The organism is Streptomyces sp. NPDC057616 (assembly GCF_042800575.1).
In the GTDB taxonomy this organism is placed as follows: Bacteria; Actinomycetota; Actinomycetes; order Streptomycetales; family Streptomycetaceae; genus Streptomyces.
The window spans coordinates 18,238-43,221 of record NZ_JBHVGU010000010.1 but is presented as its reverse complement, the minus strand read 5'-3'; the positions used below and the strand labels follow the sequence as shown (position 1 = coordinate 43,221).

Genomic DNA, 24,984 nt, shown 5'->3' with positions numbered 1-24,984 from the left:
ATCTCCCCCCCGGAAACTGAAGCCTCTCTGCCACTGCTTTTTTTCTTTTTTTGTGGGGGGAGGGGAAAGGAAACGCAAGGAGGGGACACCTTCTTTTTTTTCCTTTCCCCTCCCCCCCCTTCCGGCGGTGCGCGTCAGGCGGTCTTGAGCAGCTCCCGCAGCTCCGCCGTGTCGATCAGGTGGGCGCGGGAGGGGAACACCTCGTCGAGGAGCACCCGGTGGACCTCGGGACGGGAGTCGGCGACGCCGTCGGTGAGGACGTAGACGCGGTAGTCGCGGTCGGCCGCGTCGATCAGGGTGGACAGGACGACGCCGCTGGTGCTGATGCCGGAGAGGACCAGGGTGTCGATGCCGCGGTCGCGCAGCTGCTCGTGGAGGTCCGTGGTCGAGCCCGCCCCGAAGCGGATCTTGCGGACGACGATGTCGCCGTCCTCGGGCGTGATGCGCGTGTCGATCCTCGTGGCGTCGTCCTCGTGGTGCATCAGCTTCGCGGCGGCGACCGCGCTGAACGTCTTGTTCGTCGCCGGGATCGTCGCCCAGTCGTCCTCGGTGAAGGCGACGCGGACGTAGCCGACGGTGACGCCGGCGGCGCGGACGTCGGCGATCACGTCCTTGACCCGGTTGACGAGCGCGTCGGACTCGGGCACCTGCGCCACGATCCCGTTCTGGAAGTCCATCGCGAGCAGGGCCGTCCGGGCGGGGTCGATCGAGGGGGTGGCGGGGGTGGTCATGCGTGGTGCTCCTTGCGGGGGTTCGTTGCTGTATCGGCAGTGAGGACAGGGGTGTGGGGGCGGGAGGCCTCGGGCGCGGCCTGCGTCCCGCGCGCCGCGAGGCGGCGGTCCAGGACGGTGAGCAGCAGTACGGCTACGCCCGCCGCGACCAGGACGAGGCCGAGGGTGTGCAGGCCGTGGTCGCCCGCGCCGTCGCGGAAGACGATGCCGGCGATCACGGAGGAGGTGATGGTGCCGAGGTAGCCGAAGGTCCGGAACAGGCCGGAGGCGGTGCCGATCTGATCCGCCGGCGCCGCGAGGTACAGGGCGGTCTGGTTGCCGACGGTGGCGGCCGCCGAGGTGACGCCGAAGATCAGGGAGACCAGGACGATCACGACGGCCGGGCTGTGCGAGGTGAGCAGCACGATGCCCCCGGAGCCGAGCACCATCGTCACGGCGGCCGCGATCAGCGGGCCGCGCACCTGGTTGCGGCGGGCCAGCGGGCGCGAGAGCAGCGCGGAGACGGCACCCATCGGCAGCAGCAGGAGCCCGGCCGCCACGGTGGAGTAGCCGTGCGCGGCCTCCGTCCACTGCGTCATGCCGTACATGACGGTGTAGACGCCGAGCAGGGCGAGGGCCTGGCGGAGGTAGGTGCGGGCGAGGGCGCCGTTGGCGGCGAGGCCGCGGAAGTCGAAGAACGGCGCGGTCCTGCGCAGCTCCCACACGACCGTGGGGATCGCGGTCACGGCGAAGACGGCCAGGGCGGCCCACCTCAGGTGGGGGAGGGCCGTCAGGAAGACGACGAGCGAGGTCATCGACGCGGCGAAGCCGACGATGCCGGGCAGGTCGATGCGGTCGGCGATCTGCCGGAAGCCGCTGTGCGCACGGTCCGGGGCGGGGTCCCGGGGCAGCCGCCGCAAGGTCATCGTCAGGGCGATCGCCGTGACCGGCAGGTTGACGAGGAAGGCCCAGCGCCAGCCCGCGGCGCCGACCAGGAGACCGCCGAGGGGCGGTCCTACGGCGGCGGTGGCCATGCCCGCCATCGCCAGGCCGCCGAGCACGCCGCCGGGCGGTGCGTCCAGGCCGGCCTGTGCGGCGCGGCGCCGTATGAGCACCATCGCGCAGGGGAAGCCGGCCGAGGTGCCGACGCCGATCAGCACCCGGGCGACCGTCAGCGTCGCCAGGTTCTGGCCGAGACCGCCGATCAGACCGCCGAGCAGCACGAGCAGGATGCCGGAGACGAAGACGCGGCGCGGGCCGAGGACCTCCGCCAGCTTGCCCGCGGTGGGCTGCGCGACGGCGCTGGCGAGATAGAGCGAGGACACGAGGACGGCGGTGGCGCCCACCGGGACGTGCAGATCGCCCGCGATGGGCACCAGGGCGGTCGCGACGATGGAGCTGTTGATCGGGTTGAGGGCGGAGCCGACGTAGAGCGGGGTGGTGAAGGACCAGGCGAAGGGCTCGTGCCGCGGCTCGGGCGTCGCGCTTTCGCCGGTGCTGCGGCTCATATGCCGCCGCCGCGCAGGTCGGCGTCGGCCAGCCGCTCCAGGATCTCGACGGCCTTCTCCACGTCCGCGCGTTCGCCGGGGGCGATGACCGCGTCGAGGGCCCGCACCAGGAAGTCGGAGCGGCCGGTCAGCAGCCGGTCGAGCAGTTCGGTCGCGGACCTGTCGGCACTGACCAGCTTCTTGCGGCCGTCCTGCGGGTCGGGGGCGGTGTGGATCAGGCCGGCGGCCTTGAGCACGGTCAGGTTCTGCGCGATGGCCTGTGCGCTGACGTGCTCCAGCGCGGCGAGCCGGGCCGCGGTGAGCGGGCCCTGCCGGATGATCCGGCCGAGGACGGCGATCTGCGTGGGGGTCAGTCCGGTGGCGTTCTGCCCCGACTCCGCACGCAGGCGTGCCCGCAGCCGCTTCATCGCGTCCTGAAGGCGCTGCGCGGCTTCGGCGGAGGCGGTGGACTGCTGCGGGCTGGGGTCGGCGGTCATGCCGACCACCGTAAAACTCCTCAAGCAACTTTGCCAAGTTGCTTGAGGAGTTTTCGGGAGCGGCATGAAGCCTACGGCTGCTGGGCGGTCCTGACCGGGACGTTCGTGCCGACGGCCGCGGGGGTGCCGGGGGCCGTGAGTTCTTCGAGCGAGCGGCCGGTCGTGCGCGGGCCGAGCAGGCCGATGTTGACGATGACCGCGGTCATGGCGCAGGCGATGAAGACGAAGACCGCGTTGGCGCCGTGGTTCATCAGCAGCGGGAGCAGCACGTACGGCATGACAGCGGAGGCGAGGCGGCTGAGGGAGTAGGCGCCGCCGGCCCCGGTGGCACGCAGCCGGGTGGGGAAGAGTTCGCCCTGGTAGACGTGGTAGGCGTTGGAGAAGAGATTGCTGACCAGGGTGTAGCAGAAGCCGAAGGCGACGATCGTCGCGGTGTTGTGGGCGTAGCCGAAGCCCAGACCGAAGGCGAGCATCCCGAAGGCGGACAGCATGATCAGGTACTTGCGCTCGATCCGCTCGATGACGAACACCGACAGCAGCGAGCCGATGGGGTAGCCGACGAACGACAGCGCGCTGAAGGTCAGGCTGTGCACGATGTCGTAGCCCTTGGTGGCCAGTACCAGCGGAGCCAGGGTGCCGAAGCCGTAGTAGCCGAAGACCTGAAGGATCTGGAAGATCACCAGCATGATGGTGCGGGTGCGCCAGGGCGGCGTGACCAGCTGGCGCAGCGGGGCCTTCTCGGCCGGCGCGTTCTCGGCCGGGGCCGGCGCGGCCGTGGGTTGCGACTGCGACGGTGCGACGGTGTTCCGGTGGGCCGACTCCTCGAAGAGGCGCACGACACGGTCGGCCTCCTCGTGCCGGCCCATCGCCTCCAGCCAGCGCGGCGACTCGGGAAGCCGGCGGCGCAGGGCCCAGCACAGGGCCGCACCCAGTCCGCCGATCAGGAACATCCAGCGCCAGCCGTCGACGCCCAGGTAGGCGTGGGGGACGATGCCGAGGGCGAGGAAGCCGGCGAGCGGCACGCCGCAGAAGCCCACCGTGTAGGCCCAGCCGATGAGCCGGCCGCGGTGGCGCTTGGGGAGCAGGTCCGAGAGATAGGCGTCGCACAGCGGCAGCTCGCCGCCGATGCCGAGGCCGGCCAGGAAGCGGCAGACGATCAGCATCTCGACGTTCGGGCTGAACGCCGCGAGGACCGAGAAGGCGGAGTAGACGGCGAGAGTGAGATAGAAGGCCCTGCGGCGGCCGAGGCGGTCGGCGATGCGGGACATGACGACCGCGCCGATGAACGCGCCGACGAAGGCCGAGGCCAGGAGCGGTTTGAGCTGGTCCTCGCCGACGTGGAAGTCGTCCTTGAGCGCGGTGCTGACCGTGCCGGCGAGGAAGACCTCGTAGAGATCGAAGAAGATACCGAGGCCGACCACGAGGACGGCCATGAGATGTATACGGGTGATGGGGAGGCGATCGAGCCTGGTGGCGACCGAGACGTCCTTCACGGGCCCTCCAGCGAGCGGAAAGTGAGTAATAGACTCACGATGTGGTTACGCGACTCACTCTGGAGGCGGTCATGGTCTGACGTCAATGGCCTGGTGCCCACGAGTTGTGCAAAGTCCAACGAAAAACGGAACCAGACCGACCGGCCGCTGTCCGGGCCACGCTCAGTAATCTTGGGCACCGGTCCGCGCACTGCGGACCGCCGGGGGAACGACCGGGGGAGAGGAGACCAGTGGTGAGTGCGGGCGAGAAAAGCGGCATCCCGCCGATCCTGGTGCTGCAGAAGTTCCGCCAGGTGCTGGAGTGCTTCACCATCACGGAGCCCTGCCTGACGTTGCAGCAGATCACCAGGAAGACGGGGCTGCCGGGCAGCACCTGCCAGCGCCTCGTCCACAACCTGGTCCGCGAGGGGTTCCTCGACCGGGACGAGGACGGCTACCGCATCGGCCTCGGCCTGGTGCGCTGGGCGGCTCCCGGCACCTTCGGCCTGGACATGGTGCGCCTGACCAGGCCGGCGCTGCAGGACCTGCGCGACGCCACCGGCGAGACGGCGTGCCTGTACGTGCGCGACGGCGCCTACCGCACCGTGGTCTCCATCGCCGACACCCACCACGTGGTCATGCGCCTGTTCATGGTGGGCATGGTCATGGCCCTGCACGCGGGCTCCGCGGGCAAGGTCTTCATGGCCTACGACCCCCTGGCCCGCTCCGCCGCCGTCAGCCACGGACTGAGCCGGCACACCGCCCGGACCATCGTCGACATCGACCTGCTCGACCAGCAGCTGGAGGAGATCCGCAAACTCGGGTACGCCGCCTCGTTCGAGGAGCGCGACCTGGGGGCGGCCTCGGTCAGCGCCCCGGTCTTCGGCCTCACCGGCGAACTGGTCGCCGTGCTCGGCGTCGGCGCGCCGACGCAGCGGCTGACCCCTTCCGACGTCGGCACCGTCGCGCCGAAGGTGGTGGCCGCCGCGGAGGACGCCTCACGCCGGCTCGGTCACCGCCCAGGGGCGCACTGACCGGGCGCCCTCCCCGTCCCTCACGTCTCCGCTCTCACATCCGCAGGGGTACGGGCGTGGCCGGCACCGAGGACAGCGCGGACTCGAGCCTCCTGCCGAGCAGCGCGTGCAGCTGGTCGCGTACGGCCACCAGCTTCACGGTGTCGACCCCGGTGGCGATGCCGACGTGGTGGAAGAGGTTGACCAGGTCGTCCGTGGCGATGTTGCCCGCCGCACCCGGTGCGAACGGGCAGCCGCCGATCCCGCCCAGCGCCGCGTCGAAACGCCGGATGCCCAGCTGGACGCCCTCCCAGGCGTTGGCCGAGGCCATGCCGTAGGTGTTGTGCAGATGCAGCCCGAGCGCCTGCCCGGGCAGCGCTGCGCGCACCTCCGAGACCGTACGGCGGATGTGCGCCGGACTGGCCGCGCCGATCGTGTCGGCGAGGTGGATGACCTTGGCGCCCGTCTCGGCGAGCCGGCGGGCGACCTCCACCACCCGCGCGGGCGGCGTCTCCCCGTCGTAGGGGCAGACGAACGCGGTCGCGATCGAGGCCTCCAGGCGTACGCCGTGCTCGTTCAGCAGCCGGGCGCAGGGCTCCAGCCGCTCCAGGGCGCCGCGGGTGTCCGCGCCGGCGTTCGCCCGGCTGTGGCCGTCGCTCGCGGAGACGACGAAGCGCACGTGCCGGGCGCCGGCCGCGAGGGCGCGCCGCGCGCCCCGCTCGTTGAACACCAGGGTGTGCAGGGCGGCGTCCGTGGCCGGTTGCAGGGCCGCCACGAGCGGGTCGGTGTCCGCCATCTGCGGCACCTTCTTCGGGTGGACGAACGCCCCGACCTCCAGGGAGGTCAGACCCGCGTCGATCAGGCCGTACGCGAGGCGGATCTTGTCGGGGGTGGGCACGGTGACGGGCTCGATCTGCAGGCCGTCACGGAGCAGGACGTCGGTGATGAGCACCTGCTCGACCCGCCGCTCGGCCGCCGGTTCGGTGGTCACAGGACCCCCTCCGCACGCAGCCGCTCGCGCCGGGCCGCGCCGACGCCGAGCGAGTCCAGGACGTCGTCCGTGTGCTCGCCGAGGTCGGGGCCGAGCCACCGGGTGCCACCCGGCCGGTCCTCGAACCGCGGCACGACGCCGGGGAAGACCACCTCCGCCTTGTCGCCGGAGGCCACGGCGACCGGATGCCGCTCGTGCATGCCGCGTGCCTGGTAGTGCGGGTCGTCGAGGATGTCCGACGCCGTGTAGATGGGGCCGCCGGGGACCGCGGCCTGCTCCAGGGCGCGCAGTACGTCGGCGCAGGGCAGGGTCGCGGTCCAGGCGCCGATCGCCTCGTCCAGCTCGTCGGCCCGGGCCACGCGTCCGGCGTTGTCGGCGAGCGCCGGGTCCGCGGCCAGGTCGGGGCGGCCGACCAGTGCCATCAGCCGCCGGTAGATGGCGTCGCCGTTGCCGCTGATCACGGCGTACTTGCCGTCCGCGCACCGGTAGGTGTTGGAGGGCACCACGCCGGGCAGGGCGCTGCCGGTGCGCTCGCGTTCGACGCCGAACGCGTCGAAGTCGGGGACCAGGGACTCCATCAGCGAGTAGATGCCCTCGTACAGCGCCACGTCCACGGTCTCGCCGCGGCCGTCGCGGTCGCGCCGGTGCAGCGCCATCAGGGCGCCGATCACCGCGTACAGACCGGCTATCTGGTCGGCGATGCTGATGCCGACGCGGGTCGGCGCCCGGTCCGGATACCCGGTCAGATGACGCAGCCCGCCCACCGCCTCGGCGACACCGCCGAAGCCCGGCCGGTCGCGGTACGGGCCGCTCTGGCCGTACCCGGAGATCCGCACGAGGACGGCCCGGGGATTGACGCGGCGGATCTCCTCCGGGCCGAGGCCCCAGCGCTCCAGCGTGCCCGGACGGAAGTTCTCCAGGACGACGTCGCAGGAGCGGATCAGGTCCAGACACAGCTCGCGGCCCTCGTCCGTCCGCAGATCCAGGGTCACCGACCGTTTGTTGCGGTTCATCACGCGGAACAGCAGCGAGGTGTCGCCCTCGTGCAGTCGCCAGCGCCTCAACTCGTCGCCCGTACCGGGCCGTTCGACCTTCACCACGTCGGCGCCGAAGTCCGCCAGCAGCCGGCCCGCGGACGGCGCCGCGATGAAGCTGCCGAGTTCGAGCACGCGCAGTCCCGCCAAGAGGTCTTCCGATCCCGCGGACTCCGTGGAACGTTCCCTGCTCATCTCGCACACCCTTCTGTGCTCACATTCTGAGTGCTGCACTCATAATGTGAGTGTTCCGGAGAGTGGTCAACCGGTGTCCACACACCGGACAGGTGCTGCGGGCGCAAAAAAGGCCAGGCAGCAGGAGCTGCCTGGCCTGGGTGGGATGCGGGGACTAGGCGACGACGCCGGAGTCCTCGACGATGATCTTCTTGGCGGTCGCTCCCGAACGGCTGCCGAGGGCCTCGACGGCCTTGACGACGTCCTCGCCCTCGACGACCTCACCGAAGACGACGTGCTTGCCGTCCAGCCACGGCGTCACCACGGTCGTGATGAAGAACTGCGAGCCGTTGGTGCCGGGGCCCGCGTTGGCCATGCTGAGCAGGAACGGCCGGTCGTGCTTCAGCTGGAAGTTCTCGTCCGCGAACTTCTCGCCGTAGATGCTCTTGCCGCCGGTGCCGTTGCCGTTGGTGAAGTCACCGCCCTGCAGCATGAACTCCGGGATGACCCGGTGGAAGGGCGCACCCTTGTAGCCGTACCCGTGCTGGCCGGTCGCCAGCTCACGGAAGTTCCGCGCGGTCTTCGGCACGACGTCGTCGAACAGCCGGAAGACGACGCGGCCGAGCTTCTCGCCATTGGCCGAAATCTCGAAATAAACGTTCTCGCTCATGGCCCTGATTCTCCACAACTGGCGCGCCCAGGTCGAACAGGCCCCACGCGCAGGTGTCCGACCTGGCGTGGTAACGGCGGCCCGGCGTGTGTCAGCCCGTGATGCGCAGGGCCCGCAACTGCTCCTGGAGCGGGCCCAGGCCGACGTCCCCGCGGCGCTCGTCGACGCTCCCCGGGCGGCGGATGGGATACGGGCGCAGCGTGCGCGGATTGATCCGCGTGCCGTAGAACTGCGGCTGCCCCAGGTCGACGGCGCACTGGTCGGCGATGTACGCGAGGTGGATGGCGGGGACGTGGCCGTCCGCCGTGGCGTGCGCGATCAGGTCGCGGCACCTCAGCCGGAAGCCGAGGTCGGGGGCGTGCAGCAGGATCATCAGGGCCGCCGTCGAGGCGGGCGAGCCGACCAGGAGCGCGTGCGGCCAGCCGTGGCGGTCGACGATCGCCGCGAGCGCCTGGCCGTTGTCGCGGTGGCACTGGGCGATGCGGTGCTTGCGCAGCGGCGTGGGGTCGGCGTGCGCCTGGCGCGTCAGCTGCCGGTCCTCGTCGGCCCGGCGCAGCAGCTCGGCTGCCAGGGCCGAGGCCGTCGCCAGGGGCGCGGGTGCGGCGGACGCGGCCGAGAGGTCCGGCGCGGCGGCCAGCGAGGGCGCGGTGTCGCGCGCCTCAGCGTCGCGCGGTTCGGTGGCGCGAGGTTCGGTGTCCCGCCGTACGGCGTCCCCTCGTACGGCGTCGCGGAGTCCGTCGCCGTGCACGAGGCCGTTCACGCCGCCGCCCACGCGTCCCGTCGCGCCCTTCACGGTGCCGCTCCCCGTCGTCCGATCGCGAACCACACCCGCTTGCCCGGCGCGCCCGGTTCGGGTGGCGCCGTGCCCCAGCCGTCGGTCAGCGCGGAGACGATGGCGAGCCCGCGCCCCGACTCGGCCACCTCGTCCGCCGGCCGCGGCCGCGGCGGCACGGGGGAGCGGTCGGCGACCAGGACGCGGAGCGTGTGCTCGGTGCACTCGATGGCCACCGTGACCGTGTCGTCCGGGCCGCGGCTGGCGTGCCGGACGGCGTTGGCGAAGAGCTCGCCGGTCGCCGTGGCCGCGTCGTCGAGCCGTTCGGGATGCGGCAGCAGCGCGGCCAGCCGCTCGACGACCAGACGCCGCACCGCGGTGCCCCAGGAGGGGTCGGCCGGGAAGGTGGTGCGCAGGAGCTCGTCCACCACGGGTCTGGAGGGCGGGAGTTGAGCGATCGGCACGGGGGCGACGGCGGTGTCCGCGTCGGGTGCCGCTGGGGGTGACGGCATGTGGCGCGATGAAGCCCTGAAGGCCGTCATCGAACCTCCTTCGTACGCAGCCCTGATGTGGGGTGGCTGCCCCGGTGGCCGTCGGCGCCGGCGGTGGGCCGGTGTGCCGAGGTCCGGAGGTGAGGTGAACCGGCCGACCCGTCGGAACATCAGTTCCCTTGGTGCCAACGGCAGTTGGGCACCACGTAAGCGCGCAGCTCGACAGGTCACCAGATCACTATGACGTCCGGCAAACGCAGCCCGCAACCTTCGTTCCGATAATTTCAGATCTATCGAATCGTTCTGTCGGCGTCACGCCGGTCGTGGCAGACTGCAGAGCGTGACCGCCGTTCCGGGAGGTGGAACGTGGGGGACAACCGCTCGGGCGGCAGCGCGCCGACGGTCCTGCGGATCGTCCTGGGCCGACGCCTGCGGACCCTGCGCGTGCGGGCCGGGGTGTCGTTCGACGAGGCGGCGCGGGTCCTCGGCGTGACGCCGCTGACGGTCCGCAGGATCGAGAAGGCCGAGGTCGGGCTGCGGATCCCGTACGTACGGGAGCTGCTGAACCGCTACGGGGTCCCGGCGCCGGAGATCGACGCCTTCGCGTCCCTCGCCAAGGAGGCCAACCGGCCCGGCTGGTGGCACACCTTCCGCGACGTGCTGCCCGAGTGGTTCAGCACGTATGTGAGCCTGGAGAGCGAAGCCGGCGTCATCCGTCTGTACGAACCGCACTACGTCCCGGGCCTGTTGCAGACGTACGACTATGCGACGGCGCTCCTGCGCACCGGCTTCCCCGGCACGTCCGAGGAGGAGATCGACCGACGCGTCTCCCTGCGCCTCCGGCGCCAGGACCTCCTCGACAGGCCGGACGGACCCGCCGTGTGGGCCATCCTCGACGAGACCGTGCTGCGCCGGCCCGTCGGCGGCGCCGAGGTGATGCGGGCTCAGCTCGACCGGCTGGTCGAGTCCCTGGCCCGGCCGCAGGTCCGGATCCAGGTCATGCCCGTCTCCGTGGGAGCCCACCCCGGCGCCTTCGGCCCCTTCCAGTACTTCGGCTTCGGATTCTCCGAACTGCCCGACGTCGTGTACGCCGAGAACCTCACCGGCGCCGTCTACACGGACCGGCCCGAAGACGTCGCCGCCCATCTCGACGTCCTGGACCGGATGTCCGCGCAGGCGGAGCCGGCCACACGGACCCAGGAAATCCTGGGTGACCTGCGTAAGGAGCTGTGACATGGGAGTCGAGGGCCGCGTCCGCAGTGGTATGCCCGCCGCCGACCTGGGGACCGAGGGATGGCACAAGCCCTGGAGCGGGACCAACGGCGGCAGTTGCGTCGAGGCGAAGCGGCTGCCCGACGGCAGCGTCGCCTTCCGCCAGTCCGCGGATCCCGAAGGGCCCGCGCTCGTCTACACCCGCGACGAGATGATCTGCTTCCTGCGGGGCGCCAAGGCCGGCCAGGCGGACTTCCTCGTCACCTGAGCGCGCAAGCCGCCTGGGCGCGCGGAGCCGGCGGGCACGGGGTGCCGCCTGAGCACGCGAGCCGTCACCCGGCGGGCGCGCCCGGCTCCTCGTGCCGGTGGCAGGCCGCCGACGCGGTGCCGCCGCACACCGGGCCGGCGGCACGGCCGTCCGCGGACCCTAGCGGGACGCCATTGTTCCGCAGCACCTCGCGGACGTTCAGGATCAGCGGGAAGACCTCGTGGTTGCGGTCCCCGCCCTGCTCGTCCCAGGCCCGCTGCTCGGCCTCGACGGCCATCCGGTCCTCGGCGAACACCCGCTCGGTGAAGCGCCGGATGAGCGGCCAGGCCAGCTGCAGCACGCCCGGCACCCGGGGCCTCTCGATCATCAGCAGGCCGTAGGTGTGACAGACCCGCTGCTCGGCGTCCCGCGGCACGTACGCGGCCCACAGCCGGAACGCCGGCCGCTCGGCGCCCTCCGGCACCAGGTCGAGCGTCTGGTACGGATACTCCGTGCGAATGGTCATGACATCGCTGGAGCCGCGCCCCGTGAGGCCCTCGCCGGCCAGGATGCCGGCGCCGCGGTTCCGCTTCCCTCCCGCGTGCGTGAAGCGGTATCTCGCCTCCACCGACCGCGCGTCCGCCTGGTGGCCCAGCAGCTCGGGACGGAGTTTGCCGACGACGCCCCGGTGCAGGAACTGGTGGTTCATGTCGAGGAGGTTCTCGTGCATGAACGAGTAGTGGCAGCGCACGGTCCGCGAGTACGTCATGGTCCGGTAGCGCGCCGAGCCGAAGGCCGGCAGCGCGGGCAGCGGGACGGTCTCCGCCCGCTCCGGGTCGCCGGGGAAGACGAACACCAGGCCGTACGCCTCACGGACCGGATAGCCGCGCACCCCGCGCGGCGGCCTGCCGTCGCCCTTGGACAGATACGGGATCTGCGAGATGCGGCCGTCACCCCGGTAGGCCCACGCGTGGTAGCAGCAGCGCAGCGTCTCGCCCTCCACGACGCCCATGCTCAACGGCACCTGCCGGTGCGCACACCGGTCCTCCAGGGCGTGCACGGTCCCGCTCTCCCCGCGGTACAGCGCGATGCGCTCACCGGCGAACGTGGCCGCGACGGCGCGCCCGGCGCGTACGCCGCGGGACAGCGCGACGGGATACCAGTGGTCGGGGTGCGCCCCGATACGCCGAAGGTCGGCTTTGCCGTGGTTCGTTGCGCGATGCCCGGAGAGGCGATCGCTCCCCGTTTTGACGGATTCGATATCGGTCATCCCTTTCCTTAGCACATGGGATCCGGCGCGGACAGTCCCCGCGTCGTAGCCGCGCCGAACCTGTACCTGTCACAACGGAGCGCCTCGTCCGGTCTATCCGGTGACGAACGAGGAGCAGAGGGAACCATGCGCGAGATTGTGATCGTCGGTGGCGGCTACGCGGGCTTCTACGCCGCCTGGGGTCTCGAGAAGAAGCTGCGGTCCGGCGAGGCGCGGGTCACCGTCGTCGATCCCCGCCCCTACATGACGTACCAGCCCTTCCTGCCCGAGGTGACGGCCGGCTCGGTCGAGGCGCGGCACGCCGCGGTGTCCCTGCGCAGGCATCTGCGCACCACCCGCGTGATCTCCGGGACGGTGGTCGAGGTCCGCCACGCGGACCGGCGCCTCACCGTCCGGCCGGCCGGCGGGCCCGACCACGAGCTGCGCTACGACACCCTCGTGGTCACCGCCCGTGCCGTGACCCGGACCTTCCCCATCCCGGGACTCGACCGGCAGGCGATCGGGCTCAAGCACGTGGAGGAGGCGGTGGCCGTCCGCGACCGGCTGATGACCGCCTTCGACCGGGCGGCCTCCCTGCCGCCCGGCCCCGAACGGCAGAAGCTGCTCACCGTCGTGTTCGTGGGCGGCGGCTTCTCCGGCGTGGAGGGCTTCGGCGAACTGCTGTGCCTGGCGACGGCGATGCTCACGTCGTACCCGGAACTGAGCCTGGACGACCTGTCCTTCCACCTGGTCGAGGCGCGCGGCCGCATCCTGCCCGAGGTGAGCGACGGGCCCGGTGCCTGGGTGGTGCGGTCGCTGGAGCGCCGCGGTGCGCACGTCCACCTCGACACCCAGCTCCTGTCGGCCGAGGACGGCCATGTCGTCCTGTCCAGCGGCGAGGAGTTCGACGCCGAACTGATCGTGTGGACCGCCGGCAACGGCTCGAACCCCGTCGTACGGCAGCACACGGACCTCCCGGTCGACGAGCGCGGTCTGCTCGTGGTCCGGCCCGACCTCCGCGTGGGCACCGAGAGCGAACCCGTTCCCGACGCGTGGGCCGCCGGGGACGACGCGGCCGTGCCCGACCTGGCCTCGCGCGTGCCGGGCGCCCGTACCGTGCCCAATGCCCAACACGCCGTACGCCAGGGCAGGTTGCTGGCCCGGAACATCGCCGCCGACCTGCACGGTGGACGCCTCCGCGACTACCGCCACCCCAGCCTGGGCGTGGTGGCGACGCTGGGCATGGGGTGCGGCATCTTCCAGTACAAGCGCCTGGTCATCAAGGGCTTCCCGGCCTGGCTGACGCACCGCGGCTATCACGTCCTGGCCGTGCCGTCCTGGGAGCGCAAGGTCCGCGTCCTCACCGTGTGGCTCACCGCCGCCCTGTTCGGCCGGGACCTGGTCTCGCTCGCCTCGGTGCAGCACCCCAGGGACGCGTTCGTGGCGAGCGGCAATCCGCGGCCCGCCGTTGAGGAGGCGCAGCAGGCGCCGGAAGCGCAGGAGGTGCAGGAGAGCCCGGTGCGGTAGCGGCCCCGGTCGGACTCTTCCTCCAAGAGCTGACCGGAAGAAACGGAGACCGCCCGATCATGGATCTCGACCCTCCTCCCACCAGGAGCGATCTGGAGGAGGCCGTCGCCGTCTTCGAGCGGCACCGGCGCCGCCTGTTCGGCATCGCCTACCGCATCCTCGGGAGCGTCGCCGAGGCCGAGGACGTCGTCCAGGACGCGTGGCTGCGCCGGCAGAAGACGGACCGCTCCGTGGTGCTCAGCCCCGGGGCCTTCCTGACGAGCGCCGCGACCCGGCTGGCCATCAACGTCGCCCGGTCCGCGCGCGTACGGCGGGAGACCTGCATCGGACCGTGGCTGCCCGAGCCCGTCGACACCAGCGCGGATCCGGAGCTCGGCGCCCAGCGCGCCGAGGCCCTGGAACCGGCGCTGCTGCTGGTGCTGCAGAAGCTCCGTCCCACCGAACGCCCCGTCTACGTCCTGCGCGAGGCCTTCGACCACGGCTGTCCCGAGATCGCCGGCATCTGGCCGCGGAGCAGCGGGAGAGCGTGGACGCGGCCGAGCACCGGCGCCTGCTGCACGCCTTCGTGTCGGCGGCGCGGAACGGGGACGTGGCGTCGCTGGAAGCCCTGCTCGCCCCGGGCGCCGTCAACGGGCGTACGGGCGCGGTGGTCCGCCGAGGCGGCGGGCCTCCCGCGTTCGTCACGGTGGCCGCGTCGACGGACGGCATCCACACGGTGCTGTGGCTGTTCGGCCCGGTCAAGGTCGCGGCGTTCCTGGATTCACGCTCCCGTGGGCAGGGGGGCCTGGGGGCCGGTTCCATGACCGCAGCTTGTCGGGGTTGAGGATCACCCAGACCTGCGCGACGCCGTGATCGGTGACGCCGAGGCAGACCACCGCGGCGACCCGGTGCTCGTAGCGGACGACGAGACCGGTCCGCCCGTTGACCGACTGCGCGCTCACGGTGGTGCGCGGCCGGTCCGCGAGCAGCGTCAGGAGCGTGCGGGCCACCTGCCGGCCTCCGTGGACCGGGCGGTCCGGCGCCCTGATCCTGCCGCCGCCGTCGACGTACGCCGTCGCCCCCGTGCACAGCAGCGACGCCAGCAGCTCACCGTCCCCGTCCCGACACGCCCGCCCCACCGCGCGCACCACGGCGTCCTGCTCCCGCGACGCGATCGGGCGCGGCTGCCGTATCGGCACGGTCTCCCGTCGCTGGTGCGGCGCCAGCGTCTCCGACCCCGCGCTCTCCGGCGCCGGTCCGCCGTCGCCCTGCTCGGTTCCGCCGTCGCCCGACTCGGCCGGGCACGCGTCCTGCCCGGTCCCGGCCAGGCGGCTCCGGCAGCTCCGGCCCGCCGTCTCCGCCAGCCAGGACCTCGGCCGTACGATCTGCCGGCGCGCCTCGTCGGACAGCCCGTACCAGAGGCGGTAGACCTCGTCGACGACCCGCTCCGCCTCCCCGGCGCCGCCGAGCATGCGGCAGGCCACGTCCAGCAGATACCGGCGCTCGTCGACCAGGTCCGCGATCGCCACCCCGTCCGCCTCGTCCATACGGCATGCTCCCTCCCGCACCAGGGCTTCGGCGGCCTCGGAGCCGACCGGCGCGGCGCTCCCGCCGGGTCGGTTCACTGGGTCTGACCGAGCACCCGCGGATGTTGTGACACGCGTCTCGCCGCGGACGCCCCCTGCTTTGTCACATCTGCGCCGGCCGGCCTGTCTCCACTACAGAGACCGGAACCACTCCCGACAAGGCTGGAGGCGCGCTTCCCATGACGGCCGTAAGTGGAGACCCCACCCTGCCCTGGCACGAACGGGCCGCCTGCCTGGGACAGGACCCCGAGCTGTTCTTCCCCGTGGGCGACCGCGGTCCGGCGCTCGTCCAGATCGACGAGGCCAAGGCCGTCTGCCGTCTTCTCTGGGGGTGACCGTGTAGCACGAGGCAAGTGGAGACCACTTTGTGCAGCTCAGCGCTGGTGGGAGCGACAGTATCGTGTGCAACACCTGTGGCGCTACTTGATGTTGGGTAGGGTCGCCGATCATGACTCATGACTGGCGGAATGACCGGATCGGTAGTGCCCTTCGAGGCGAGAACCCTGCGGTGCTCCGGAAGTTGGAGGCGGGGTTTGCGGTGATCGGGGACGTCCAGTTCCTGCCGGGATACTCGGTTCTCCTCGCGGACGATCCGCAGGTGCAGCGGCTCTCTGACCTGCCGAAAGCGAAGAGGTTGTCCTTCTTGTCGGACATGGACATGCTAGGCGAGGCCGTTGCGCGTGCCTGCGGGCGGCTGGACCCAGCCTTCCGGCGGGTCAATCTGGAGATTTTGGGGAACACCGACCCCTTCCTGCACGCGCATGTGTGGCCGCGGTTCGACTGGGAGCCGGCTGATCTTGTGAGCCGTCCGGTGTGGCTATACCCGCGTGAGCGGTGGAGTGACCAGCAACATGCCCTTGGCTCGCAACACGACGTGGTGCGTGAGGCGATCACCGAGGAGCTGGACAGCCTCCTTGCTTGAGGTGTCCGGGTCGCCGACCCGGACACCTCAGCGGCTGACTCAGCCGCGTTGGTTCAATGCTCTGGTCAGATCCCGGTTAGCCGCCCTCGCGGCATCGAGGTCGGATCGGGCATCCTCCAACGCGGAGGTCAGCTCGACGTTGTGCTGCTCCAGCCTCGTGACCTTCCGCTGGAGTTCGTCGATGTCCGCTGGGGCTCCGAGCCCTGACTCTTGCCACGCCTGAGTTCCCAGCGCCTGTGACAGTCGTTTTTCCAGCTGCTGGAGGCGCGCGGCAAGGCGGGCGTTGCGAGCCTGGGCGTTCGCGAGATCGGCCTGAAGCGAAGCCCGACTCACTGGCGAAGTGCCTGCCGGGTCCTGAGTCGCAGGTTCGAGCTCGGCCGCGTGCACGATCTCCAGCAGGTCGCGGTGACGGTAGAGGAAGCTGCGATCGACTCCGGCTTGCCGGGCGATGGCCGAGACGCTGATGGGCGTGCCGTTCCTCGCGGCGTTCTTCACTGCGGTGGCGACGCGCTGGCGGCGCCGCTCGGTGTCGGCCTGCCGGCCGTCGCGCATGGCGGGGATCACGGAAGCCTCCAGGGCCTGACGTCGGGAAGTGGCTGGCCGACGCGGGGCATGCCCAGCATCACTGAGCGGCCGCGGCGGACCACAGCGACCGCGTCTTCGATCTGGGCACGTTCTTCATCCGATAGGTCGTCCAGGTCCGCCTTGACCCGGTTGATCAGACGGCGGACCCGGCTGATCTCCTCCTCGGAGGGCATCGCTTCGCTGCGGGCCCAGTCGTCGGCCTCGAAGGCCGACATCAGCCGTTCGCGGCTGCGGAGGAGATCAGATAGGTATCGCTCCAGGTCAGGCAGGTAGGAGACGTCGGTGCGGAAGTGGTCGCAGCCGATGCAGCGGAAGCGCAGTGGGCAGCTCTGGCCGCCGGCCGCGACGTTGTGGGGTTCCAGGCAGATGCCGTAGGCCGTGGCGACTTCGCCGATGGCCCGCCGCACGTGCTCGGAGTCCAGGAGTCCTTGTGCTTTGCGCCAGACGCGGGTGCCGCGGCGGTCGAACTGCAACGCGGTGACCCGGTCGACGGCCTCACGGCGTCGCTCCTGGCTGACCCGGTAATAGCCCTGAGTTGTGGAGAGTTCACGATGGTCCATCAAATCCATGAGCACGTCGGGGTCGACGTTGGCGTCTGCGTGCCGCTGAGCGAAGGAGTGCCGGTAGGCGTAGGGAAAGATCTTGGACTTGTCGAACGGCAGCAGCTTCGTCACCAGCTGCCCGTCGACCTCGACGACGACCGGAATCATGATGTCGGGCAGCGCGTTGACCCAGGCCCGGTGGGCGTCGCCGATCGAACCGATCGGCTTCGTTCCTGCTGGGTTGGCCACCGGGCTCGGCAGCAGCTTGAGCTTGTCGGCCGGAGTATCGGGGAAGCGTTCACGCACCCGCTCCTGCTGCTCCGTGATCACGGCGGCGGTCGCCTTCGCGATCGGCAGACGACGACCCAGCCGGTAGTTCTTGGAGTTGTCATAGATCAGGACCAAGGTCCCGTCCGGGTCCTTGCCCAGGCACTCCAGCGCCAGCGTGCTGATCTCGTCCGGCCGCCGGCCGGTGTCGACAAGCAACTCGGCCGCGACGCGATACTCGCGGTTGCTCAACTTCTCCAGCAGATCGAAGTTGTCACAAAGTTCCCGCATCACCTCGTCCGGCAGGTCCCGTCCAGCCTCGGTGTCCTCGGGCTCGTCGGGGATGTCCTCCATGGACAGGGAGAAGTCCGCCGGCAGGCCCTCCAGCATCTGGCCTGGGCCAGTGAGACCCAGGACACGGATCCGGTTGACGATTCTGCGGACGTAGCGGATCACGTTGACCCGGTGGTGAGCCCCGAAGACGCCGGTCTCGGCGAGGAACGCGACGCGGTTGCAGAAGCTGACCATGTCCGTGCGGCTCAGAAGCCGAATTTCGTGCCCTTCGTCGTCTCGCTGCAGCCGCAGGCTGTCCGAGAGCTGTTCCATGCCGCGGATCATGTTCTGCATGGAACTGGCGACATGCCGGCCGCGACGCCGAGGAAGTTCGTCATAGGCCCAGACCTTGACCGCCTCGCGCAGGGGACGCTGGTGGATCCGGCTAAACGTGAGTGTGCCGTGGTGGCCGAAGACGAACAGGTCCCAGGCGTCCTTGAGCCGCTCGGTCTCCGCGGTCGCCCCCAGCCTGCGCAGCGCGGTCTGTGCGCCACGGATGATCATCCGCAGGTCATCGACCATCCCCGCGCGGATCAGGTCGTCCTCTCCCAGCGTCTCCAGGCTCGGGACCTGGAGCAGACGCAGCTGATCGCTGATGTGCCGCATCCGGTGATCCTTGGTCTTCGCCTCCCTGGCGGTGCGGATCTGAAGGCAGTAGAGGAGCTCGGCGACCAGCCGGTCAGGCAGCCCGCGCAGGCTGACTTCGCGGTTGACCGGCACTGACGACGACGTCAGGCGCCACCGTTCCTCGTCTCCGTCGAAGGTCCCCGACCGCCGTTCGCGGTTGAGGCGGCCTCGGTGGACCTCGCAGTAGCGGGTCCGCTCCGAGCCGCGCAGCCGGTAGCAGGCGGCGACCTGGCAGGGTCCGAACCCGGGCAGCCCCTGCTGCGGGGAGTTGCGCAGGAAGTCCTCCACGGTCAGCTCGGACGAGCTGTGCCAGCGTGCCTGGTGAGTGGTGCAAAGACCATGCGTGACCAGCCGTGGCGGCCGCTGGCAGCCCGGGACGCGGCAGAGGATCTGCCCGTCGGAGCGGTGATAGGCGCTCTTCCTCGGGACTGCGGCGAAGTCCTCGAAGGACAGGCCGGACCGCCGCCAGCGGCCGAGGCAGCCGATACAGACCGGTTCGCCGAGCGGGGTGCCTTTCGTGCAGCCGGGGATTTCGCAGTCCGGCATGCCCAGCACCGGGTGGGCCTTGGGGTAGCGCACGACGCGTGACTCCCAGTCCCAGCTCACCAGGCTCAGGAACTCGGCGTCCAAGGCGTCGATGATGACCTTGGTCCGCAGGTCCTGCAGCTCATGGGCCAGCGGCAGAGGTGTCCCGATCACTTCTCCACCGTCCTGTGCAGGGATCGAGGGGAGGGAACGCGCTCGATCGCCTCGCGCAATCGGGCCCGGTCGGGGATCAGGTAGGGCCTGGGCGATTCCGGGTGTGTCTGGCCGAGCAGGGCCTGCACCTCGTCCACCGATCCGCCGGCGTCCGCGACGTTGCTGCCGAAGGCCCGGCGGGCCATGTGGGGGCCGACCTTCCTCGACAGCCTGGCCCGCTGGCTCAGCCGCTCGAACAGCTCGCCCAGCGCGTCCGGCGGCATCGGCGCCCCCAGCGGCTCACGGAACAGATTCACCAGGAGGAAGTCGCTGCCGCCCGCCCCGAGTACTTCGTGGCGCTCGTCGACGTACTGGTCGAAAGCCTGGACCACCAGGAAGTCCAACGGCTGTGTCCATGCCTGCTTCGACTTCGACCAGGCCCGGTTGCTGTTCACCCGTCGCCGGACGTGGAGGTGAGCGCCGCTGTAGTCGCAGCCCAGGGCCCGCGAGTCGGGAAGCAGGTGGCAGTCACTGCGGTGCAGGCCGGCCGCCTGGCCGCGGCGCAGCCCGACCCGGCCGAGCAGCAGCACGATCAGCCGGTCACGGGCGTTGCGGCATTCCAGAAACATCGCCACCAGCTCTTCGTCGGTGGCCCGGTCCACCTCGGCCTCCGGCTCCTGGCTCCGGTGGACAGCTCGCAGCCGGTAGGACAGGCCGGAGTCTTCGCCCTGGGCCTCCACCGGCAGGTCCCGGCTGTCGGCCAGCTCGTAGATCTGCCCGAGCACCGACCTTGGTGCCTCACCGACCGACACCGCGTAGGACAGCAGCCCCCGCACCGCCGTCAGGACGCCGTTGACCCTCCGCTCTTTGCGAGCCGGGTCGGCGCCTGGCCCCAGCACCACCGGCGCCGGGTCCTCATCCAGCGGTGACGGCGTGTACTTCAGCCAGACCATGAACAAGCCCAAGTCCCGGGCCGCGACGGACCATTCGCGCCCGGTTGACCGGCACCACCGCAGGTACAGCGCTATCCCGCCGGCGTACGCCCTCGTCGTCAACTCGGAACGACCTCGGCCGAACCGCAAGAACCTCAGCCACTGATCAGCGATGAACACGACCTCGTAGCCGTCATCGACGACCGTCCAGTACCGCACGCCAGAGGGCAATCTGACAGGAAAGGCACGCAATGCAACTCCATGATCCGACGGTTGATGCAACAACCCGCCACAGAGCCGCACCCCCAGAGAACGATCTTCAGAAGATCAACATAGCTCTCCGGTGCAACGTCCCACCACAAAGGACCAGCCCCCAGAGAAGCGGCCGGTGCCCGGTCGCCGAGCAGTGCCTCCGCTGGGCGCTGAAGGCGGGGCGGGTGGACGGCATCTGGGGCGGCAGCACGGAGAGCGAACGCCGGGCGATGAGCCGGCGCGACGCACACCCGACACAGGACCCGGTCACCACCGCGGCCTGAACGCACTACTTCTGACACTTCACGGAATGGTGGTGATGGGGCCGTGGGTGACGGACTCCAGGACGTCGGGCCACAGGATGACGGCCTCCGGGAAAAGGCCGGAGCGGAACGGGGGAGGGGCGAAAAGGTCGCCGACTGGGCCGACGGACGCCTCGGACTCCACAGCCTGATGCGAGGAAAGGCGCGGAAAGCCTTTCCCGACCACTGGTCGTTCCTGCTCGGCGAGATCAGCCTCTACAGCTTCGTCGTCGTCATCATCACGGGCGTCTATCTGACGCTGTTCTTCCACCCGTCGATGAACCAGGTGGAATACCACGGCAGTTACGCACCGCTGCGCGGCCGGCTGGTGTCCGAGGCGTTCGACTCGACGATGCACATCTCCTTCGACGTCCGTGGCGGCCTGCTCATCCGGCAGGCCCATCACTGGGCCGCGCTGGTCTTCGTCGCCGCCCTGCTGATGCACATGATGCGGGTCTTCTTCACGGGCGCCTTCCGCAAACCCCGCGAGCTCAACTGGGTGCTCGGATTCCTGCTGTTGGTCCTCGGCATGTTCGCCGGCCTGACCGGCTACGACCTGCCCGACGACCTGCTGTCCGGCACCGGGCTCGCCGTCGTGAACGGCACGATCCTCTCCATCCCGATCGTCGGGACGTACCTCTCGATGTTCCTCTTCGGCGGCGAGTTCCCCGGGACCGATCTGGTGGCCCGGTTCCACACGATCCACGTGCTGATCATCCCCGCCCTGATGGTGGGACTGCTGCTGGCCCACCTGTTCCTGGCGCCGGCCCACCGGCACACGCAGTACCCGGGCCGAGGACGCACCGAGCGGAACGTCGTGGGCCCGCCGCTGAAGGTGCGGGCCGTGAAGTCCGCGGGCTTCTTCCTCCTCGTGGCCGGCGTGATCTTCACGCTCGCCGCGGTCGCACAGATCAACCCCGTCTGGCGGTACGGCCCTTACCGCGCCGACCAGGTCTCGGCCGGGTCCCAGCCCGACTGGTACATGGGCGTCGCCGACGGCCTGCTGCGGGTCATGCCCGGCTGGGAACTCACCTTCTGGGGCCACACCCTGGCGCTGGACAACCTGATCCCGCTGCTCGCGGGCGTCGGCGTCTTCGTCGCCATGGGCGTCCACCCGTTCCTCGAAGCCTGGGTGACCGGGGACACCCGTGAGCACCACCTGCTGGACCGGCCCCGAAACCGCCTCGTACGCACGGCACTCGGTGTCTCCTGGATCAGCTTCTACCTGGTGGCCCTGATCGGCGCCGCGAACGACATCATCGCCACCCGTCTCCATGTCGCCGTCGAATCGGTGACCTGGGCGGTGCGCATCGGCCTCGTCGTCGTACCTCCCCTCGTCTACGTCCTCACCAGGCGCTGGGCACTCGGCCTGCAGCGCCAGGACCGCGACAAGGTGCTGCACGGCCGCGAGACCGGCATCGTCAAGCGCATGCCGAACGGCGAGTTCGTCGAGGTGCACGAGCCGCTCGGCCAGGAGGAGTTGGCCCTTCTCACGCAGCGCGACACCTTCAAGCCGATCGTTCCCGGCACCACGGTCGACGGTCCCGGCTCTCCCGCCGACGGGGGAGGACCGGACGGCGGATTCCGCCCCGTACGCCGTCTGCGTGCCGCGCTGAACCGCACCTTCTACGGTGACGAGGTCCCGATCGACGAGCCGCCCGCGCGGGAGCACCAGGAGATCGCGGGCGGCCCCACACCGCCGGCCGGTGCGTGAACCGCACACAAGGAAGTGGCCCCCGCCTTCCGGCGGGGGCCACTTCTTCGTGCGCTTACCGCTGCTGTGCGAGCCAGTCGGCGAACCTGGTGCCGGCGAGCTGTGCACCGGGACCGGGCAGGAGGGTGTCGTCCGCCAACTCGGCACCCCAGTAGGTGGCGTTCGGGTCCGTGACGACCTTGCGGGGGTCGTTCGTGGCGGCCAGCCCCATGCGGATGAACTCCTCGAGCTCGAACGTCTCCGGACCGGCGACCTCCACCACGCCGCCCACCGGGGCGCCGACCGTCGCACGGCCGACGGCCGCGGCCACGTCGTCGGAGACCATGGGCTGGATCTTGGCGGCGGGCAGGCGCACGGTGTCGCCCTCGGTGACCCCGTCGGCCAGCCCCTTCGCGAACTCGAAGAACTGGGTGGCGTGGACGATCGTGTAAGGGATGTCCGACGCCTTGATCAGGTCCTCCTGGACCTGCTTGGCGCGGAAGTAGCCGCTGCCCTGGAGGCGGTCGGTGCCGACCACGGACAGCGCCACGTGGTGCCGCACGCCCGCCTCGGCCTCCGCCTTCAGCAGGTTGGTGGTGGAGGTGCGGAAGAACTCCATCACCGCGTCGTCCGCGAAGGACGGGGAGTTCGAGACGTCGACCACGACCGGTGCCCCCTCCAGCACCTCGGCCAGGCCCTCACCCGTCAGCGTGTTCACGCCGGTGTTGGGGGAGGCGGGAACCGCCTCGTGCCCGTGCTCCTTCAGCTTCTCGACCAGCTTCGAGCCGATGAGCCCGGTGCCACCGATCACTACGACCTTCATGACGCGTTCCTTTCGGGGGGACAAAGCGATCCTCTGCACTACCTCTGCACCAGAAGAGACCGGGCAGCCCCCCTGCCTGTGACGCGATCATTCGGCGAGTTTCCCTTCGGTCGAGATCTCCTGCATCAGGGCGGAAATCTCCTCCGGAACGGCCGGGATGCTCTCGCGGGTGACGCCGGTTTCCGGCGACCACACGAGATTGACCCGGAGCGCGGGGTCCTGGTCCGGGAAGTCGCTGCGGTTGTGGCAGCCCCGCGTCTCGCGGCGCTCCAGGGCCGATTCGAGGGTGGCCCGGGCCGCCAGGGCGGCGGACTTGAGGTCGAAGGCGTGCGCGAGGTCCTGATAGCCGGCGATGTCCGGGTGCACGCCGACGTCCTCCATCCGCTTCTCGATCGCCGCGAGCTCCGTCAGCCCGGCGCGCAGCCCCGCCTCGTCGCGTACGACGCCCGCGTGCTCGGTCATGGTGTTGCGCAGGGCGCGCTGCAGGGCGCGTACGTTCTCCGCACCGTCGGCCGCGAGCAGGTCGTCCACCTGCGCGCGGGCCGCGGCGATCGCCGACGCCGACCGGGGCTGCGCGGTCAGGGAGTCGGAGTACGCGGCGGCCGCCCGGCCCGTGATCCGGCCGAACACCAGCAGCTCGATGAGGCTGTTCCCGCCGAGCCGGTTGGCGCCGTGCAGCCCGCTGGAGGCCTCGCCGATGGCGTACAGGCCGCGCACGTCGGTGCTGTGGTCCTCGGGCCGCACCCACACTCCGCCCATCGAGTAGTGCGCCGTGGGCGCGATCTCGACCGGCTCGCGGGTGATGTCCAGCATCTGCAGGTCCAGCATGGTCTGGTACACGCGGGGGAGCCGCGTCATGATCGTCTGCCGGGGCAGGTGGGAGACGTCGAGCCATACGCCGCCCTTGGGCGTCCCGCGCCCTTCCTTGATCTCCGTGTAGGAGGCCAGGGCCACCCGGTCACGCGTGGACAGTTCCATGCGCTCGGGGTCGTAGCGCGTCATGAACCGTTCGCCGAGCGCGTTGCGCAGGATCCCGCCCTCGCCGCGCGCGGCCTCGCTGACCAGGGTGCCGGCCGCGTTCTCCGGCTCGATGATCCCGGACGGGTGGAACTGCACCAGCTCCGCGTCCCGGAGCCGGGCCCCGGCCTCCACCGCCAGGCGGAAGGAGTCGCCGGTGTTCTCGTCGCGCCGCGAGGAGGTGCGCCGCCAGATCCGCGTATGGCCGCCCGCGGCCAGGATGACGGCGTCGGCGTGGATCAGGTAGCGCCTGCCGTTGGTCAGGTCGAAGCCGTACGCGCCGAAGGCGGCGCCCTCGTGCACCAGCAGCCGCGTGATGTACACCCCTTCCAGTACGGGGATGTCGAGCTGCTCCACCCGGCGGACGAGGGTGCGCTGGATCTCCAGGCCGGTGTAGTCACCGGCGAACGCGGTCCGCCGGAACTTGTGCGCCCCGAAGAAGCGCTGGGAGATCCGGCCGTCCTCCTCGCGGGCGAAGGCCATGCCGTACCGCTCCAGATCGTCGATGCCGCGGGCGGCGCCCTGGGTGACGATCTCCACGGTCCGGGGGTCGGCCAGCAGATAGCTCTCCTTGAGCGTGTCCGCCGCGTGCTGCTGCCAGCTGTCCTCGGGGTCCATGGTGGCCAGCGCGGCGTTGATGCCGCCGGCGGCAAGGGCCGTGTGGGCGTCCTCCTTGGGACGCTTGCCGACCGCGAGCACGTCGACCCCGGCCTCGGCCAGTTCGATCGCCGCCCGCAGGCCCGCTCCTCCGGTGCCGATCACCAGCACCATGGTCGAAAGACGTTGTTCGGTGAGAGCCACGGTCGTCTCCGGTTGCCAAGGTTGTCGTGCACTTCCATCAGTACGACCGGGCAAGCGGGGCGTCTGTGACATTCTCCCGCGGCTGCCGCCACCGCGCAC

The 24,984-nt window shown here is 70.7% G+C and carries 23 protein-coding genes and 2 pseudogenes; 9 read left to right on the top strand and 16 right to left on the bottom strand.

Going from position 1 to position 24,984, the window contains the following annotated elements; genetic code table 11:
• Window positions 1–134: 134 nt before the first annotated feature.
• The 4 genes from ACFU97_RS14435 to ACFU97_RS14420 form a co-directional block, all read right to left on the bottom strand.
• Window positions 135–731 carry a cysteine hydrolase family protein gene (locus ACFU97_RS14435; protein WP_384255462.1) on the bottom strand — a complete coding sequence of 199 codons (597 nt, stop codon included), beginning with the start codon at window positions 729–731 and terminating at the stop codon, window positions 135–137.
• A complete protein-coding gene (locus tag ACFU97_RS14430; protein WP_384255460.1) occupies window positions 728–2,218 on the bottom strand; it encodes an MFS transporter in 1,491 nt (496 codons plus the stop codon). Before ACFU97_RS14430 ends, ACFU97_RS14435 begins: the two co-directional genes overlap by 4 nt.
• The gene (locus ACFU97_RS14425; RefSeq protein ID WP_384255457.1) at window positions 2,215–2,694 is read right to left on the bottom strand and encodes a MarR family winged helix-turn-helix transcriptional regulator; all 480 of its coding nucleotides are present in this window, start codon (window positions 2,692–2,694) and stop codon (window positions 2,215–2,217) included. Before ACFU97_RS14425 ends, ACFU97_RS14430 begins: the two co-directional genes overlap by 4 nt.
• A 71-nt stretch (window positions 2,695–2,765) precedes the next feature.
• Window positions 2,766–4,187, bottom strand: a complete 1,422-nt coding sequence (locus tag ACFU97_RS14420) for an MFS transporter (RefSeq protein WP_384255455.1) — start codon at window positions 4,185–4,187, stop codon at window positions 2,766–2,768.
• Between the two features lie 233 nt (window positions 4,188–4,420).
• On the opposite strand from ACFU97_RS14420, the gene ACFU97_RS14415 reads away from it, so the two are divergent.
• Entirely contained in the window at window positions 4,421–5,200 is a 780-nt protein-coding gene (locus tag ACFU97_RS14415) for an IclR family transcriptional regulator (RefSeq protein WP_384255453.1), read from the top strand.
• Window positions 5,201–5,234: 34 nt separating this feature from the next.
• Here ACFU97_RS14415 and ACFU97_RS14410 read toward each other — a convergent pair whose 3' ends face one another.
• The 5 genes from ACFU97_RS14410 to ACFU97_RS14390 all read right to left on the bottom strand — a co-directional run bounded on the left by ACFU97_RS14410 (window position 5,235) and on the right by ACFU97_RS14390 (window position 9,332).
• A complete protein-coding gene (locus tag ACFU97_RS14410) occupies window positions 5,235–6,170 on the bottom strand; it encodes a hydroxymethylglutaryl-CoA lyase (protein ID WP_384255451.1) in 936 nt (311 codons plus the stop codon).
• Window positions 6,167–7,399 carry a CaiB/BaiF CoA transferase family protein gene (locus ACFU97_RS14405; protein ID WP_384255449.1) on the bottom strand — a complete coding sequence of 411 codons (1,233 nt, stop codon included), beginning with the start codon at window positions 7,397–7,399 and terminating at the stop codon, window positions 6,167–6,169. The genes ACFU97_RS14410 and ACFU97_RS14405 overlap by 4 nt, the downstream gene beginning before the upstream one ends.
• A gap of 154 nt (window positions 7,400–7,553) precedes the next feature.
• Window positions 7,554–8,048 (bottom strand): peptidylprolyl isomerase, encoded by a 495-nt coding sequence (locus tag ACFU97_RS14400; RefSeq protein ID WP_384255447.1) that lies wholly within the window; start codon window positions 8,046–8,048, stop codon window positions 7,554–7,556.
• A gap of 91 nt (window positions 8,049–8,139) precedes the next feature.
• Window positions 8,140–8,841 (bottom strand): DUF6624 domain-containing protein, encoded by a 702-nt coding sequence (locus tag ACFU97_RS14395; protein WP_384255444.1) that lies wholly within the window; start codon window positions 8,839–8,841, stop codon window positions 8,140–8,142.
• Window positions 8,838–9,332, bottom strand: coding sequence for an ATP-binding protein (locus tag ACFU97_RS14390; protein WP_384255442.1), 495 nt, complete (start codon window positions 9,330–9,332; stop codon window positions 8,838–8,840). The genes ACFU97_RS14395 and ACFU97_RS14390 overlap by 4 nt, the downstream gene beginning before the upstream one ends.
• 345 nt (window positions 9,333–9,677) lie before the next feature.
• Between ACFU97_RS14390 and ACFU97_RS14385 the strand changes: the two genes are divergently transcribed.
• Window positions 9,678–10,544, top strand: coding sequence for a helix-turn-helix domain-containing protein (locus ACFU97_RS14385; protein WP_384255439.1), 867 nt, complete (start codon window positions 9,678–9,680; stop codon window positions 10,542–10,544).
• 1 nt (window position 10,545) lies between these two features.
• Window positions 10,546–10,791: a DUF397 domain-containing protein gene (locus ACFU97_RS14380; RefSeq protein ID WP_384255437.1), complete on the top strand. Its 246-nt coding sequence runs from the start codon at window positions 10,546–10,548 to the stop codon at window positions 10,789–10,791.
• A gap of 64 nt (window positions 10,792–10,855) precedes the next feature.
• Here the strand turns inward: ACFU97_RS14380 and ACFU97_RS14375 are convergent, their stop codons facing one another.
• A complete protein-coding gene (locus ACFU97_RS14375; protein WP_384255434.1) occupies window positions 10,856–12,040 on the bottom strand; it encodes a Rieske 2Fe-2S domain-containing protein in 1,185 nt (394 codons plus the stop codon).
• A 126-nt stretch (window positions 12,041–12,166) separates the two neighbouring features.
• On the opposite strand from ACFU97_RS14375, the gene ACFU97_RS14370 reads away from it, so the two are divergent.
• On the top strand, window positions 12,167–13,546 hold the full coding sequence (locus ACFU97_RS14370) for an NAD(P)/FAD-dependent oxidoreductase (protein WP_384255432.1): 1,380 nt from the start codon (window positions 12,167–12,169) through the stop codon (window positions 13,544–13,546).
• 59 nt (window positions 13,547–13,605) lie between these two features.
• Window positions 13,606–14,369, top strand: a pseudogene (locus ACFU97_RS14365) (sigma factor).
• On the opposite strand, the gene ACFU97_RS14360 reads toward ACFU97_RS14365, so the two are convergent.
• A complete protein-coding gene (locus ACFU97_RS14360; RefSeq protein WP_384255430.1) occupies window positions 14,284–15,072 on the bottom strand; it encodes an RNA polymerase subunit sigma in 789 nt (262 codons plus the stop codon). The pseudogene ACFU97_RS14365 and the gene ACFU97_RS14360 sit on opposite strands and share 86 nt — an antisense overlap.
• A gap of 218 nt (window positions 15,073–15,290) precedes the next feature.
• On the opposite strand from ACFU97_RS14360, the pseudogene ACFU97_RS14355 reads away from it, so the two are divergent.
• Together ACFU97_RS14355 and ACFU97_RS14350 are read left to right on the top strand one after the other, a co-directional pair.
• A pseudogene (locus ACFU97_RS14355) lies at window positions 15,291–15,431 on the top strand (WhiB family transcriptional regulator); the annotation flags it as partial.
• A gap of 128 nt (window positions 15,432–15,559) precedes the next feature.
• Window positions 15,560–16,033, top strand: coding sequence for a diadenosine tetraphosphate hydrolase (locus ACFU97_RS14350; protein ID WP_384255428.1), 474 nt, complete (start codon window positions 15,560–15,562; stop codon window positions 16,031–16,033).
• Between the two features lie 39 nt (window positions 16,034–16,072).
• Here the strand turns inward: ACFU97_RS14350 and ACFU97_RS14345 are convergent, their stop codons facing one another.
• From ACFU97_RS14345 to ACFU97_RS14335, 3 genes are all read right to left on the bottom strand, one after another.
• A complete protein-coding gene (locus ACFU97_RS14345) occupies window positions 16,073–16,597 on the bottom strand; it encodes a DUF6262 family protein (protein WP_384255425.1) in 525 nt (174 codons plus the stop codon).
• The gene (locus ACFU97_RS14340) at window positions 16,594–19,017 is read right to left on the bottom strand and encodes a hypothetical protein (RefSeq protein ID WP_384255423.1); all 2,424 of its coding nucleotides are present in this window, start codon (window positions 19,015–19,017) and stop codon (window positions 16,594–16,596) included. The genes ACFU97_RS14345 and ACFU97_RS14340 overlap by 4 nt, the downstream gene beginning before the upstream one ends.
• Window positions 19,018–19,082: 65 nt before the next feature.
• Window positions 19,083–20,018: a tyrosine-type recombinase/integrase gene (locus ACFU97_RS14335; protein WP_384255421.1), complete on the bottom strand. Its 936-nt coding sequence runs from the start codon at window positions 20,016–20,018 to the stop codon at window positions 19,083–19,085.
• Between the two features lie 230 nt (window positions 20,019–20,248).
• Here ACFU97_RS14335 and ACFU97_RS14330 point away from each other — a divergent pair, with 230 nt between their 5' ends.
• Both ACFU97_RS14330 and ACFU97_RS14325 read left to right on the top strand, forming a co-directional pair.
• A complete protein-coding gene (locus ACFU97_RS14330) occupies window positions 20,249–20,533 on the top strand; it encodes a WhiB family transcriptional regulator (RefSeq protein ID WP_384255418.1) in 285 nt (94 codons plus the stop codon).
• Window positions 20,534–20,702: 169 nt separating this feature from the next.
• Complete coding sequence (locus tag ACFU97_RS14325; protein ID WP_384255416.1) at window positions 20,703–22,265, top strand: cytochrome bc complex cytochrome b subunit; 1,563 nt, start codon at window positions 20,703–20,705, stop codon at window positions 22,263–22,265.
• 55 nt (window positions 22,266–22,320) lie between these two features.
• Here the strand turns inward: ACFU97_RS14325 and ACFU97_RS14320 are convergent, their stop codons facing one another.
• Together ACFU97_RS14320 and ACFU97_RS14315 are read right to left on the bottom strand one after the other, a co-directional pair.
• Entirely contained in the window at window positions 22,321–23,067 is a 747-nt protein-coding gene (locus ACFU97_RS14320) for an SDR family oxidoreductase (RefSeq protein WP_384255413.1), read from the bottom strand.
• Between the two features lie 87 nt (window positions 23,068–23,154).
• Window positions 23,155–24,855, bottom strand: a complete 1,701-nt coding sequence (locus tag ACFU97_RS14315; protein WP_384255965.1) for an FAD-binding protein — start codon at window positions 24,853–24,855, stop codon at window positions 23,155–23,157.
• Between the last annotated feature and the right edge of the window lie 129 nt (window positions 24,856–24,984).

Excerpts from the sequence above, each read along its gene's own strand:
- ACFU97_RS14435 (WP_384255462.1), bottom strand. The coding sequence starts at position 731 with ATGACCACCCCCGCCACCCCCTCGATCGACCCCGCCCGGACGGCCCTG.
- ACFU97_RS14430 (WP_384255460.1), bottom strand. The coding sequence starts at position 2,218 with ATGAGCCGCAGCACCGGCGAAAGCGCGACGCCCGAGCCGCGGCACGAG.
- ACFU97_RS14425 (WP_384255457.1), bottom strand. The coding sequence starts at position 2,694 with ATGACCGCCGACCCCAGCCCGCAGCAGTCCACCGCCTCCGCCGAAGCC.
- ACFU97_RS14405 (WP_384255449.1), bottom strand. The coding sequence starts at position 7,399 with ATGAGCAGGGAACGTTCCACGGAGTCCGCGGGATCGGAAGACCTCTTG.
- ACFU97_RS14400 (WP_384255447.1), bottom strand. The coding sequence starts at position 8,048 with ATGAGCGAGAACGTTTATTTCGAGATTTCGGCCAATGGCGAGAAGCTC.
- ACFU97_RS14390 (WP_384255442.1), bottom strand. The coding sequence starts at position 9,332 with ATGCCGTCACCCCCAGCGGCACCCGACGCGGACACCGCCGTCGCCCCC.
- ACFU97_RS14380 (WP_384255437.1), top strand. The coding sequence starts at position 10,546 with ATGGGAGTCGAGGGCCGCGTCCGCAGTGGTATGCCCGCCGCCGACCTG.
- ACFU97_RS14375 (WP_384255434.1), bottom strand. The coding sequence starts at position 12,040 with ATGACCGATATCGAATCCGTCAAAACGGGGAGCGATCGCCTCTCCGGG.
- ACFU97_RS14370 (WP_384255432.1), top strand. The coding sequence starts at position 12,167 with ATGCGCGAGATTGTGATCGTCGGTGGCGGCTACGCGGGCTTCTACGCC.
- ACFU97_RS14360 (WP_384255430.1), bottom strand. The coding sequence starts at position 15,072 with ATGGACGAGGCGGACGGGGTGGCGATCGCGGACCTGGTCGACGAGCGC.
- ACFU97_RS14350 (WP_384255428.1), top strand. The coding sequence starts at position 15,560 with ATGACTCATGACTGGCGGAATGACCGGATCGGTAGTGCCCTTCGAGGC.
- ACFU97_RS14335 (WP_384255421.1), bottom strand. The coding sequence starts at position 20,018 with ATGGTCTGGCTGAAGTACACGCCGTCACCGCTGGATGAGGACCCGGCG.
- ACFU97_RS14330 (WP_384255418.1), top strand. The coding sequence starts at position 20,249 with ATGCAACTCCATGATCCGACGGTTGATGCAACAACCCGCCACAGAGCC.
- ACFU97_RS14325 (WP_384255416.1), top strand. The coding sequence starts at position 20,703 with ATGCGAGGAAAGGCGCGGAAAGCCTTTCCCGACCACTGGTCGTTCCTG.
- ACFU97_RS14320 (WP_384255413.1), bottom strand. The coding sequence starts at position 23,067 with ATGAAGGTCGTAGTGATCGGTGGCACCGGGCTCATCGGCTCGAAGCTG.
- ACFU97_RS14315 (WP_384255965.1), bottom strand. The coding sequence starts at position 24,855 with ATGGTGCTGGTGATCGGCACCGGAGGAGCGGGCCTGCGGGCGGCGATC.